The sequence below is a fragment of the Burkholderia sp. YHN3-13 genome, assembly GCF_055810675.1.
On sequence record NZ_JBVVNQ010000003.1, the window covers coordinates 113,604 to 127,167 of the forward strand.

The 13,564-nt window shown below is 71.3% G+C and carries 5 protein-coding genes; all 5 read left to right on the forward strand.

Annotated features, from left to right (window positions below):
- The first annotated feature begins 27 nt into the window (after positions 1–27).
- The 5 genes from AC0KUR_RS08820 to AC0KUR_RS08840 are packed head-to-tail and all read left to right on the forward strand — an operon-like array spanning position 28 to position 13,535.
- Complete coding sequence (locus AC0KUR_RS08820; RefSeq protein WP_473375723.1) at positions 28–6,000, forward strand: SDR family oxidoreductase; 5,973 nt, start codon at positions 28–30, stop codon at positions 5,998–6,000.
- On the forward strand, positions 5,997–10,013 hold the full coding sequence (locus AC0KUR_RS08825; protein WP_473375724.1) for a cytochrome P450: 4,017 nt from the start codon (positions 5,997–5,999) through the stop codon (positions 10,011–10,013). Before AC0KUR_RS08820 ends, AC0KUR_RS08825 begins: the two co-directional genes overlap by 4 nt.
- A gap of 20 nt (positions 10,014–10,033) precedes the next feature.
- Positions 10,034–11,416, forward strand: coding sequence for a flavin-containing monooxygenase (locus AC0KUR_RS08830; protein ID WP_473375725.1), 1,383 nt, complete (start codon positions 10,034–10,036; stop codon positions 11,414–11,416).
- Positions 11,413–12,129 carry an ABC transporter ATP-binding protein gene (locus AC0KUR_RS08835; protein ID WP_473375726.1) on the forward strand — a complete coding sequence of 239 codons (717 nt, stop codon included), beginning with the start codon at positions 11,413–11,415 and terminating at the stop codon, positions 12,127–12,129. The genes AC0KUR_RS08830 and AC0KUR_RS08835 overlap by 4 nt, the downstream gene beginning before the upstream one ends.
- A complete protein-coding gene (locus tag AC0KUR_RS08840; RefSeq protein WP_226229632.1) occupies positions 12,129–13,535 on the forward strand; it encodes an ABC transporter permease in 1,407 nt (468 codons plus the stop codon). The genes AC0KUR_RS08835 and AC0KUR_RS08840 overlap by 1 nt, the downstream gene beginning before the upstream one ends.
- Positions 13,536–13,564: the final 29 nt, after the last annotated feature.

Consider the following 13,564-nt stretch of genomic DNA (forward strand, 5'->3'; position numbering starts at 1 on the left):
CACAAGTTCTCGATAGGCAGGCGATCCATGTCGAATACCAGCATGCGCGGCAAGCTCGTTCTCGTGACGGGCGGTGCGAAAAACGTGGGCAAGGCGATCTGCAGGCGTTTCGCCGAGCAGGGCGCGCACGTGATCCTGAATTTCTTCCATTCGCTCGACGCGTCGAAGGAGACGGCCGAGGAACTGCGCGCGCTCGGCGCGACCGTCGACGTGATCCGAGCGTCGGTCGCGCAGCAGGCGCAGGTCGACCGGATGTTCGACGAGATCGAACGGCGCTACGGCCGCCTCGACGTGCTCGTCAACAATGCGGCGTCCGGCGCGCTGCTCGGCGTCGACGAGATCGGCGCCGAGCATTTCGATCGCGCGCTCGACACCAACCTGAAGGGCGCGTTCTGGTGCGCGCGCCGTGCCGCGGCGCTGATGGCGCGCTCGGGCGGCGGCGCGATCGTCAACGTGTCGTCGGTGGGCGCGACGCTCGTGCCCGCGAACTATCTCGTCGTCGGCACCGCGAAGGCGGCGCTCGAATCGCTGACGCGCTATCTCGCGGTCGAGTACGCGGGGCGCCAGATCCGGGTGAACGGCGCATCGTCGACGCTGATCGACGGCGACGTCGCCGCGCAGTTTCCGGACCCGGAGAACACGAAGCGATCGAGCATCGCGGCGACCCCGCTGAAGCGGCTCGCGCGCGCGGAGGATCTCGCCGATCTCGTCGTGTTTCTCGCGTCGGATGCCGCGCGTTGGATTACCGGACAGGTGGTCGTCGCGGATGGCGGGTTGTCGCTGTGCAGCGAGGGATTGTCGCCGCGCGCGGACTGGCCGACCGCCGGGCAGGATGCGGCCGCGGCCGCTGCCGTCGCGCAACCGGCTGCCCGTGCGGCCGCCGCTGCCGACGACGCACCGGACAGCGACGACATCGCCGTGGTCGGCATGGGTCTCGCATTGCCCGGCGCAAGCGATCCGGACGCATTCTGGCGGGCGCTGCTGGACGGCCCCGAGCTGTTCGGCAACGTGCCCCCGGATCGGTGGGACTACCGCTCGTTCTACTCGCCGGATACGTCGGCGGAAGACAAGAGCTACCAGTCGCGCTCGGTCTTCATCGAACAGTTCGAGCCGTGCTCGACGGTGCGCGCCGAGCTCGACGCCGGCACCGCGCCGCGCGAACTCACGACGCTGTGGCTGCGCCATGCACTGTGCCAGGCGCTCGACGGCGTGACGCTGCGCGACGCCGATCGTGTCGCGTTTCTGGTCGGCTACACGGCGGACGGCAGCCAGCATCTCGAGGAAGGCATGGTGCTGGCCGCCGCGCGCGAGCGCCTGAACGCGGTGCTGGCCGACGCCGGCGTCGACGCGGCCGAGCGCGCGCGCCGCGTGGCCGCGATCGATGCGGTGCTGAGCGCGCGCTATGCGCGCGGCGCGGGCGATCTTGCGTCGTTCTTCCCGCACCGTGTCGGTCTGAACGCGATGAAGGGCGTGCTGCCGGACGATGCGGAATACATGATGGTCGACACCGCGTGTTCGTCGTCGCTGTATTCGATCGATCTCGGGATCAAGGCGCTGCTGCTCGGCAAGCAGGACGTGGTCGCGTGCGGCGGTGCGTTCGCGCTCGCACCGCGCGGCTCGATCCTGTTTTCGAAGCTGCACGGGCTGTCGCGCAGCGGCGAGGTGCGGCCGCTCGATCGCAACTGCGACGGCGTGCTGTTCGCGGACGGCGCGGGCGTCGTGATCCTGAAGCGCCTGGCGCGGGCGCGCGCGGACGGCGACCGCATTCTCGGCGTGCTGAAGTCGTTCGGCTCGTCGTCGGACGGGAAAGGCAAGGCGATCTACGCGCCGAATTCGGCCGGCCAGCGCATCGCGATCGACCGCGCGTATGCGCGCACCGCGACGGTGCCCGCCGACGTCGACTGGGTCGTGGCGCATGCCACCGGTACGCCGGCCGGCGATCTCGCCGAATTCCAGAGCCTGCGCGACGCGATCCGGCGCGCTCGCCCGGTGCAGGTGACCTCCAACAAGTCGCTGGTCGGGCATACGGGCTGGGCGGCGGGCGTCGTATCGGTGATCCAGGTGCTGCTCGGCTTGCGCCACGAGGTCATCCCGCCCCAGCATCGCTTCAGCGAACCGCCGCCGGAATTCGAACTCGGCGGTACGAGCCTGCGGATCCCGGTGGCGCCGGTGGCGTGGCCGGTCCGGCGCGGTTCGGCGCGCGTCGCGGCGGTGTCCGGTTTCGGCTTCGGCGGCACGAACGGCCACCTGATCGTGTCGGAGTACCGCGCCGATCTGCCCGCCGGCGGCGCGAGCGGCCGCTTCAAGCGCGAACCGCTGGCGATCGTCGGTTGGTCCGCGAAGTTTCCCGGTCTCGACGGCGACGCCGAGGTCGCGGCCTGGCTGCGTGGCGAAGGCCGCGCGCCGGACGCGAGCTTCGGGATCGGCTATCCGCTGCCGAGCTTCGCGCGCGTGAAGATGCCGCCGGCCGTGTTGCGCGCGCTCGATCGCTGCCAGCTGATGGCGCTCGATGCCGCGCACGATCTGCGCGAACGTCTCGGCACGTTCTGGCAGGAGCATGCGGACACGATCGGGCTCGTGATGGGACATATGGGGCCCACACGTAACGCGGCGCTGTATGCGAGCCGCTGCTATCTCGACGACATCGCGGCGGCGGTGCTCGATGCGACGCGGCCGGACGAGCGCGCGACGACCGAGCGCCTGCTGGACGGCTTGCGCGACGCGACGCAGCGGCTCGTCGCGCCGACCACCGAAAACTCGTTTCCCGGGATGATGCCGAACGTGATCCCGGCGCGCGTCGCCAATTACCACGATCTGCACGGGATGAACATGACGGTGGACGCGGGCCACGCATCGACGCTCGCCGCGTTCGAGGCGGCCGAGCGGTTCCTGTGCAGCGGCGAGCTCGACATGGCGATCGTCGGCGGGATCAACGGCAACGCCGCGGAGGAGGTGGGTCCGGCATTCGGGCTGCCGCTCGCGGAGGGTATCGTGCTGTTCGCGGTGACGACCGTGCGACACGCGCAGGCCGAAGGGCTGCCGGTGCTCGCGGTGGTCGGCGGCGGCGACGCGCGGGCCGCGGTCGAGCCAGCCGCGCCTTGCGACGCGACGGGCCGCGCGGTCACGTACGCGGGCGCGGATGCGGCGATCGACGTGCTGCGCGCGATCGTTGCGCGTACCCCCGACGTGACGCTGGCACGCGACAGCGGCGGCGACCGGCCGCGCTATGCGCTGCACGTCGCCTGCGAGCCGGCCGCCGCGCAGGCGGCCGCCCCGCATGAACCGCAAGCCGCGGTTGTAGCCGCGCCGGTGCAGGCCGTGCAGCCGGCGCCGGCTGCCGCACCCGTCGGGCCCGGGACGTTGCTGCCCGGCACGTTGCGCCGGACCGGCGTCGCGGCCGACGGCGAGCCGCTCGGCGTCGCACGATACCGGATCGAATGGCGCGATGCGCCGTGGCGGCCCGCGGGACGATCGACGCCGTTCATCGCGCCGCGTTGCGTGATCGTCACCGACCTGCCGGAAGCGCTCGCGGCACAGGCCGATCCGGGCCCCGGCTGCGTGGTGTTGTCGACGCGTCCGTTCGCCGCGAGCCGGCCGGGCTGGCACTGGATCGAGCGAATCGACGAAACCGTGCTCGACGGGCTGCCCGACGACATCGGCCACGTGCGCGTGCTGACGTCGCTCGATGCCGGCACGCTCGCCTCGGGCACCGCGGCGCCGGCCGCGCCCGCGCGGCTCGCGCTGCACGATCTCGCGTTCCTCGCGATCAAGCGTTGCCATGCGGCACTCAAGCGCGACGGCAGCTTCGTCGCGCTGCTGCTCGATGCGCTCGCGGGCGAGGTGCCGCATCCGGATGCCGGGCTCTACACCGGTCTCGTGAAGGCACTGGCGATCGAGATGCCGGAAGCGCGCCCGGTGGCCGTGCTGACCGATGCCCGCTCGCTGCCCGATGCGCTGCGCGACGCCGAGCGTGAAAGCGGCGCGCGTCACTGGCTGCCGGTCGTCGCGCTGGGCGGCGGGCGTCGCCGCACGCCGCGCGTGATCGAGGACGCGGGCGAGCTGCGCGCGGACGAGCGCCTGGCGCTCGGGCCCGACGCGGTCGTCGTCGCGGTCGGCGGCGCACGCGGGATCACCGGCGAGCTGATGAAGACGCTGGCCGCGCACGTGCGCCCGACGCTGTACCTGATCGGCAGCAGCGCGCTCGACGAGGTCGACGCGGACCTGCTCGCGATGGACGACGAAGCGTTCGCGAAGACCCGCCCCGATTACATCCGCCAGCAGAAGGCACGGCATCCGGAGCAGCCGCTGCCGGCGATTATCCGCGCGTTCGAGCGGCGTGCCGACGCGCGCACGGCGTGCATGAACATCGAGGCGATGCGCGCCTTCTGCGGCGCGCATCGCGTGACGTACCTGCGCGCCGACGTGATGGACCCCGGCAGCGTGCGCACGGCCGTCGACACGATTCTCGCGCGCGAACCGCGCGTCGACCTGCTGGTCAACGCGGCCGGACTGAACCGTTCCGCATCGGTGCTCGTGAAGTCGCTGGACGATTTCGTCGCGGTGCGCGACATCAAGGTGCGCGGCTACTGGAACCTGCGCGGCGCGTTCGGCGCCCGGCAGCCTCGCCTGTGGTGCAACTTCGGGTCGTTCATCGGCCTGACGGGCCAGGCCGGCGAAACCGACTACGCGTCCGGCAACGACTTCCTGAACACGCAGGCGTCGTATCACCGCGCGGCGCTCGGCCACGACGAATTCACGATTGGCTGGACGCTGTGGCGCTCGGTGGGGCTCGGCTCGAATCCGGTCACGCGCGCGTTTCTCGAGAAGAGCGGCCTGTTCACGAGCATGCGCACCGCGGAAGGGCAGCATCATTTCATGCGCGAACTCGGTCTCGGCGAGCGCGCGGCGATGTCCGTGCATCTGGGCGAGGCCGAGCGACGGGCGATCGAGACGCACCTGCCCGGCTACTTCGAACTCGACGAAGCGGAAGCGGCGCCGCACGTCGCCACGCCGCGCGAGCCGGATTTCTATCTCGGCCGCGAGCTGGCGCGCACCGGCGACAGCGTGAGCTTCGAGCGCGTGTTCGATCTCGAGCGCGATGCGTATCTGCAGCATCACGTCGTCAACGGTTTTCCGACGCTGCCGGGCACGTTCGTGCCCGAAGTGGCCGCCGAGGCCGCGCTGCGGCTCGTGCCGGGGCTCAAGGTCGTCGGATTCGCGGACGCGGCGTTCCTGCACTTCCTGCGCGTCTACGATGCGAAGCGGCCGAGCGCGAAGCGCATCCACGCGCGCATCGCCGCGCGCGATGGCGACGCCGTGCTCGTGCACGTGCGGATCTCCGGCGACGTGCTGGCGCCCGGCGGCCAGGTGCTCGTGCGCGACAAGCCGCACTTCGAGATCACCGTGCGCCTGGCCGCGGCCTACGCGCCGGCACCGGTGTGGAGCGAACCGCCGGGCGGGACGTTTGTGCCCGTCGCCGATCCGTATCACTTCGACGCGGCGCCGGTGAGACTGACCGGCATGTTCGTGTCGACGACCGACACCGGCATGAGCGAAACGGGCAAGCAGGCGCGCTTCCGGCTGAACGTGCCGGACGGCGATCCGGTGTTCTCGCGCTTCGTGGTGCCGAGCATCCTGCTCGACGGTCTTGCACGCGTGGCGGCGCTCGATCATGTCGCCGGCGACTACATCCCGCTCGCGGCGCCGATGTCGATCGGCCGCATCGACCTGTACGAAGCCGGCAACGACTGCGAGCTGGCGGCGCGCCATGCGTCGATCGCGCTGCGCGTGACGCCGCGCGCCTTCGCGCTCGAAGGGCCGGCGAGCAGCGGCAACCGGTTCGTCGCGGTGCGCCCGGACGGCCGCATCGTGATGCAGATGCGCGACGTGACGGGCATCGTGACCGGCTACGTGCACCGCGTGACCGGCGCGTTCGCCACGCGCGGCGAGATCGATGCGCGGCTCGCCGCGCCCGCGGCTTCCGAACAGGTGTCGGCATGAGCACGAAGCGTCTCGCGCCCGGCCCGCGCGGCAGCGTCGTGATGGGCAATCTCGCGGAATACAAGCGCAATCCCGTCACGATGCTGCTGAAGCTGCAGCAGCAGTACGGCGACATCGCCCGCAACCGGCTGGGCCCGTTTCTCACGCATGCGCTCGCGCATCCGGACGGCGTCCAGCACGTGCTGCAGGACAATCACCGCAACTACGTGCGCGGCCGCTTCTACGACAACTTCAAGATGTTCTTCGGCGACGGACTGCTGACGACGGACGGCGAGTTCTGGCGGCGTCACCGGCGCGTCGTGCAGCCGCTCTTTCACCGCAAGCAGGTGGAAGCGCATACGGCCGCCGTCGGCGACGCGGCGCTCGCGCTCGTCGAGCGCTGGCTGAAGCGGCCCGCGCACGCGCCGTTCGACGCCGTCGAGGAGATGATGCGCGTGAGCCTGCGCATGCTCGGGTTGATGCTGTTCAACGCGGACATCTCGCGGCACGCGGACGAGGTCGGGCCGGCGGTGCGCTTCGGCATCGAGGCGATGATGCCGCAGGGCAACATGAACGATTTCGTGCCGCGCTGGATGCCGACGCCGTTCAACCGCCGGATCGCACGCGCGCGCCGCGGGATCGACACGATCGTCGATGCGATCGTCGCGGAGCATCGCGCGGGACGCTGCGACACGAGCGACGTGATCGCGCTGCTGCTCGCCGCGCGCGACCCCGACACGGGCGCGCCGCTGACCGAGCGCGAGGTGCACGACGAGGTGATGACGGTGTTCCTGGCCGGCCACGAAACGACCGGCAGCGGGATGGCGTGGGGGCTCTATGCGCTCGCACAGCATCCGGACGTGCTGCGGCGGCTGCGCGAGGAGCTCGATGCGGTGCTCGGCGGTCGCGCGCCCACGGCAGACGACATCGCGCGCCTGCCGTATCTGGTGCAGACCGTCGACGAGATCCTGCGGCTCTATCCGCCGATCTGGGGCTTCACGCGCGATCTGGTCGACGACGACGAGATCGGCGGCTATCACGTGCCGGCTGGCTCGTCGGTATTCATGTCGCCGTACGTCACGCATCGTCATCCGGCACTGTGGGCCAACCCGGACGCATTCGATCCGGAGAACTTCGGATCGCACGCACCGACGCGGCACAAGTACGCGTACTTTCCGTTCGGCGGCGGGATGCGCAAGTGCATCGGTTATCAGACCGCGCTGCTGCAGATCCGCGTGCTGATCGCGGTGGTCGCGCAGCACGTCGATCTGAGCGCGGTGCCCGGTCGTTCGCTCGACACGGGCGCGACGATTTCGCTGCGCCCGCGTGACGGCATTCAGCTGGTCGCCCGGCCGAGATCGCGCGAACACACGAGCGCGGCGCCTGCCGGGCGCGACGTGCAGGTGCCGGCTTCGCGCGGCACGGCGTGTCCGTTCACCGGTGCGCCGGCAACGACGGCCGGCGGCGAGCGGGCGGCAAGCGTGGCGGCGCCGGTCACGCGCGGGCCTGCGCCTGCTGCCGGGCCGGCGCTGGCGCCCGGCGTGCTGGCGTTTCTGCAACGCGACGCGACGGCATCGGAAGCACAGGGCGACGCCGGCGTGGACGACGCACCGACCCACCGCTTCACGTGGCGGCCGGTCGAGATCGAACCGCTGCCGGAACGGCCGGCGGCCGAACTGAGCGGCAAGCGGATCGCGATCGTCAACGGCCTCGGCCGCACGGCCGAGCGCGTGGTGGCGGCGCTCGCGCGCGCCTGCGCGAAGCCCGCGGTGTTCGCCCCCGCCGACGGCGTCGATCCGGCGGCGGCCGCGAACGCGTTCGTCGCCCAGTCGGGTCCGTTCGACGGGATCGTCGATCTCGGCGTCGAGGCACCGTTCTCGCTCGACGTGCGCGATCAGTGGGAAGCGCCGCTGCGCCGCACGGTCGCGTTGCTGCAGGCGTGCTACGGCGACTGGGTGCAGGAAGAAGCGACGTCGCGGCTGTTCTATCTCGCCGTGACCTGGCTGGATGGACTGATGGGATACGGCGACGACACGCTCGTCCAGCCGCTCGGCGGATTGTGGGCGGGGCTCGCGAAGACGCTGCCGCAGGAATTGCCGAACTGCAACGTGCGCGTGCTGGACATCGCGCCGGACGAAACTGGCCGCGTCGACGGGTTGATCGCACGCGAGCTGTATCGCTGGGGGCGCTTCGAGGTCGGTCATCGCGACGGGCGCCGCCACACGCTCGTCGCGACCCGCGACGACCTGCCGGCGCAAGCGGCGCCGGACTGGGGCCCCGACGACGTCGTGCTGTTCTCGGGCGGCGCACGCGGCATCGGGTTCCTGGCCGCCTGCGAGATCGCGAAGCGGCATCGCTGCACGGTCATCGTCACCGGCCGCGACGCGCCGCCGGCCGGCGACGAACCGTGGCTCGCGCTCGACGACGCGGGCTTCAGGCGCTACGGGCTCGACCTGCTGCGCCAGGCGACGCCGGAGCGGCCGCCCAAGGCGATCCGGCACACGCTGCAGCAACTCGAACGGCGCCGCGAGCTGAAGGCGTCGCTCGACGCCGCGGCCGCGCTCGGCCTGCCGGTACGCTACGCGGTATGCGACGTGACCGATGCGAACGCCGTGCGCGCGTTGTGCGACGCATTCGGCGCGCGGCTGCGCGGCGTGATCCACAACGCCGGCATCGACCAGCCGGTGCGGTTGCCGCGCAAGTCTGCGGACGAATTCGTCGGTACCGCGCGCGTGAAGGTGCTCGGCTTCATGAATCTGTACGCGGCCGTGCGCGAGCGGCCGCGTGTCGACTGCTTCGTCAACGTCGGCTCGCTGACCGGCCGCTGGGGCGGCATGACGGGCGAGACCGACTACGCGGCCGCGAACGAGGCGCTCGCGCGGCTCGGCTGGTGGGCGCGCCGCGATGCGCCCGGGCGCGCGGTGAAAACGCTCGTGTGGCCGACGTGGGACGGCGTCGGCATGATCACGAACCTCGCCGTCACGCGGCGCTATGTGACGCCGATGCGCATCGCCGACGGCGTCCGGCACTGGCTGGCGGAGCTCGCGCCGCCCACGCTGCCCGCGGCCCCCGGCGACGGCGAACCGATGTACATGGGCGCCGTCGGCCGTGCGTTGACGCCGATCCAGCTTCGCGGCTTCGATGCGGTCGACGGCTTGCCGAATCTCGGCGAGCTGGCGACACGCCGGCACCACGCGGGCGAGCCGCGGCGATTCCGGCCGTTCGCGTTTTTCTCGACGCGCTATCGCGCGGCCGGCGCGCCCTATACGCGCGCATTCCGCTTCGGCGGCCGCGCGGCGGTGCCCGCGTCGCTGCTGCTCGAACACGCGCGCGTCGTGGCCGACTGGGTTGCGCCGCCCGATGGCGAGCGCGCCTACCTGCATGAAGCCGTCGACGTGACGATCGCGCTCGATGCGCTCGCCGACGCGCTCGATGCGCACGGCGATCTCGCGCTCGACACCGACGTGACCGGCCGCACGGCCGGCGACGGCTGGCACGTGACGGTGCGGTGCGCGACGCTCGCCGGCCGCGTGCTGCTCGATGCGACGTTCGTGTACCGCGGTCATCCGCCCGCGGGGACGACGGTGCCGCTGCCGCACGACGGGCAGGACGATGCGGTCCGGCCGGCCGTGTGCGCGATCTGGCGCGGCGACCTGCTGCCCGACGCGGACTGGCGCGGCGGCATCGCGCAGGTCAGGGCCGCCGACGCCGATGCGTTGTGGCGCGCGCCGGGCGACGGCGACGCGCGCGACGCGGCGCCGTCCCCGCAGGTATGGCTGCCGGTCAATCATCTGGAGAACGTGTTGCGCGTGCTGCTCGGCGCGTGGCCCGCAGACGGCGAGCCGCCGCGCACGTGGCGCATCGGCGGCATCGCATTCGGCGCCGCGTGCGCCGCCGACGCCGAATTGCTGCTGCGCTATCCGGACGGCCGCTTCGCGATCGCCGATCGCGGCGGCGCATCGATCGCCGATCTGCGCGATGCGCGGCTGGCCGGCGCGACCGGCACGCAGGCCGCGGCCGCGCCGGTTCTTTGAACGGAAAGGGGAGATCCACCATGACGGAGCGCAACGACGGCGCGCGGTACTGCATCATCGGCGCGGGCGCGGCGGGAATCACCGCCGCGAAGAACCTGCTCGCGGCCGGGATCGGCTTCGACGTGATCGAGCGCGAGGACGACGTCGGCGGCAACTGGTACTACGGCCGGCCGAGCGGCGCGGTGTATCGCTCGATTCACATGATCAGCTCGAAGCGGTTTTCGGAATACACCGATTTTCCGATCCCCGACGACTACCCGACGTATGCGCGCGGCGACCAGGCGCTCGCGTACCTGCGTGCGTATGCGCGGCGCTTCGGCGTGTACGAGCGGATCGAGTTCGGCCGCTCGGTGCTCGAGATCGCGCCGGTCGACGGCGGCTCGGGGTGGCGCGTCGAGCTGGATCGCGGCGAAGTGCGCACCTATCGCGGCGTGATCGTCTGCAACGGGCATCTGTCGCATCCGCAACTGCCGGACTATCCGGGCCGCTTCGACGGGCTGCAGCTGCATTCGTCGCAATACCGTACGCCGGAGATCTTTCGCGACCGGCGCGTGCTCGTGGTCGGCGCGGGCAATTCGGGCTGCGACATCGCGGTCGAGGCGTCCCATCATGCGCGCGCGGTGTTCCACAGCACGCGGCGCGGTTACTTCTACTGGCCGAAATTCCTGTTCGGGATACCGGCGGACCAGTGGGCCGAATGGCCGCTGCGGCTGCGCATGCCTTTGTGGGCGCGCCGCTTCTTCGGTGAGCGGCTGCTGCGGCTGACGACGGCCGGACAGCCGGAGGACTACGGGCTGCGCAAGCCCGACCACAAGCTGTTCGAATCGCATTTCATCATCAATTCGACGCTGTTCTACCACCTCGGCCACGGCGATCTCGATGCGCGGCCCGACGTGCGCGAACTGAAGGGCGATCGCGTCGTATTCGCCGACGGCCGCGAGGAGCCGGTCGACGTGATCGTCTACGCGACCGGCTATCAACCGAGCTTTCCGTTCATCGACCAGGCGCATCTGCAATGGCACAAGCAGCAGCCGTCGCTGTACCTCAACATGTTCGACGCGCAGCATCGCGACCTGTTCTTCATCGGTCTGTTCCAGACGTCGACCGGCAACTGGCCGCTGATGGACTACCAGGCGCAGCTGCTCGCACGCTATCTGCATGCGCGCGACGCGGCGCCGCGCAAGGCCGCGCACGTCGACCGGCTGATCCGGCGCGGACGGTCCGACTGGAGCGGCGGCATCGCGTTCCATCGCACGCCGCGGCACGTGATCGAGGTCGAGCATTTCGCCTACCGGCTGCAGTTGCGGCGGCTGATACGCGGCCTGCCGGCCGTGCCGAGCACAGCCGGCACCGATGCGCGCGCCGCGCCGGCGGCGCCCGTGCACGCAGGAGGTGCGTCATGAGCCTCGTGAACGTCGAACACCTGTCGAAGACCTACCTGCTCGACAGCGTGCGCGTGACCGGGCTCGCCGACGTGTCGGCGACGCTCGAGGCCGGGCGCTTCACCGTGTTGAGCGGCCCGTCAGGCAGCGGCAAGACGACGCTGCTGAACATGATCGGCTGCATCGACCGCCCCGACAGCGGGCGCGTGACGATCGCGGGCCACGATACCGCGTCGTTGTCCGACGATGCGTTGTCCGATTTCCGCGCGCGCCATGTCGGCCACGTGTTCCAGACCTTCAACCTGCTGCCGGTGCTGTCCGCGTACGAGAACGTCGAGTACCCGCTGCTGATGGCGGGCTGGGCGCCGGTGCGGCGCGCGGCGCGCGTGCGCGACCTGCTCGACGCGGTCGGGCTGGCCGACAAGGGACGGCACCGGCCGAGCCAGCTGTCGGGCGGCCAGCGCCAGCGCGTCGCGATCGCGCGGGCGCTGGCCGCCGAGCCCGCGATGGTGCTGGCGGACGAACCCACCGCGAACCTCGACAGCGCCACCGGCCACGCGATCATCGCGCTGATGCGCACGATCCAGCGCGAGCGCGACGTGTCGTTCATCGTGTCGTCGCACGATCCGCAGGTGGTGAGCGTCGCCGACGAGGTGATCCGGATTCTCGACGGCCGCATCGTCGGCCGGGAACGGGCCGGCGACGGCACGGCGGCGCAGGAGGTGTGCCGATGATCCATACGCTGATGCTCGCGCTGCGCAACCTGCAGCGCAACCGCCGGCGCTCGCTGACCACGCTGCTCGCGATGATCGTCGGCGTCAGTGCGATCCTGCTGTTCGGCGGTTTCAGCCGCGACATCACGCTCGGGCTGCAAACCGACTTCGTGCAGCGCAGCGGCCATCTGCAGATCCAGCGGCAGGGCTATTACCTGTACGGCACGGGCGATCCGGCCGCGTACGGGATCCGCCGCTATGCGGCGCTGATCGACCTCCTGCGGCGCGACCCGCAGCTCGCGCCGCTGCTGCAGGTCGTCACGCCGACGCTGCAGTTCGGCGGCATCGCCGGCAATTTCGCGGCCGGCGTGTCGCGCACCGTGATGGGATTCGGCGCGATTCCCGACGACCAGTACCGGATGCAGCAGTGGAACGCCTACGGTTTTCCGCTGCGCCCGCGCGCGTTCGCGTTGCGCGGCAGTGCCGACGATGCGGCAATGGTCGGTCTCGGCGTCGCGCGCGTGCTGCATCTGTGCGGGCCGCTGCACGTGGCGGACTGCCGCGATGCGCCGCCGGGGCCGGCCGCGCCCGCCGCCGCCGGCCCGGACGCGAGTGCGCCGGCCGACGTGCTCGCGCTCGCGCAGGGCGAGGCCGGCTCGCAGCCGGCCGGCGACGGCGCAACCCACATCGAGGTGCTGACCGCGAGCGCGGGCGGCGCGCCGAACGTCGGCCGCTTCTCGGTCGTGAAGGCCGAGCAGCAGGGCGTGAAGGAGCTCGACGACGTGTATCTCGCGGTGCGCCTGCCGCAGGCGCAGCGGCTCGTATACGGCGGCGCCGAGCCGCGCGCGACCGCGCTCGAGATCCAGCTCGCGCGCACGGCCGATCTGCCGGCGGCGCGCGCGCGCATCGAGCAGCTGCTGCGCGGCGGCTTCGACGGCCAGCCGCTCGACGTCGTCGATTTCGCGACGCTGAACCCGTTCTACGACCAGACCAACCGGATGTTCTCGGTGATCTTCGGCTTCGTGTTCGTGCTGATCAGCGCGATCGTGCTGTTCGTGATCAGCAACACGATGAGCACCGCGATCATCGAGCGCACGGTCGAAATCGGCACGCTGCGCGCGATGGGCATGCGGCGCGGCGGCATTCAGGCGCTGTTCGTCTGCGAGGGCGCGCTGCTCGGCGTGGCCGGCGCATCGCTCGGCGTGCTGGCGGCGCTCGCGATTGCCGCGGCCGTCAATCACAGCGGGCTGGCCTGGACGCCGCCCGCGCGCATCGACGCGGTCGCGCTCACGGTGCGCGTGTGGGGCGAGTGGCGAACCATCGCGGTCACGTTCGCGGGGCTCGCATGCGTGGCCGGGCTGTCCGCGTGGCTGCCGTCGCGGCACGCGGCGCGGCTGTCGATCGTCGATGCGCTGCGGCATGTGTGACGCCGTGCGGATGCGGTCATTTTCGTTCA

What these genes read in the sequence shown, in the direction of transcription:
- AC0KUR_RS08835 (WP_473375726.1), top strand. Translation starts at nt 11,413, where the DNA reads ATGAGCCTCGTGAACGTCGAACACCTGTCGAAGACCTACCTGCTCGAC.
- AC0KUR_RS08830 (WP_473375725.1), top strand. Translation starts at nt 10,034, where the DNA reads ATGACGGAGCGCAACGACGGCGCGCGGTACTGCATCATCGGCGCGGGC.
- AC0KUR_RS08820 (WP_473375723.1), top strand. Translation starts at nt 28, where the DNA reads ATGTCGAATACCAGCATGCGCGGCAAGCTCGTTCTCGTGACGGGCGGT.
- AC0KUR_RS08825 (WP_473375724.1), top strand. Translation starts at nt 5,997, where the DNA reads ATGAGCACGAAGCGTCTCGCGCCCGGCCCGCGCGGCAGCGTCGTGATG.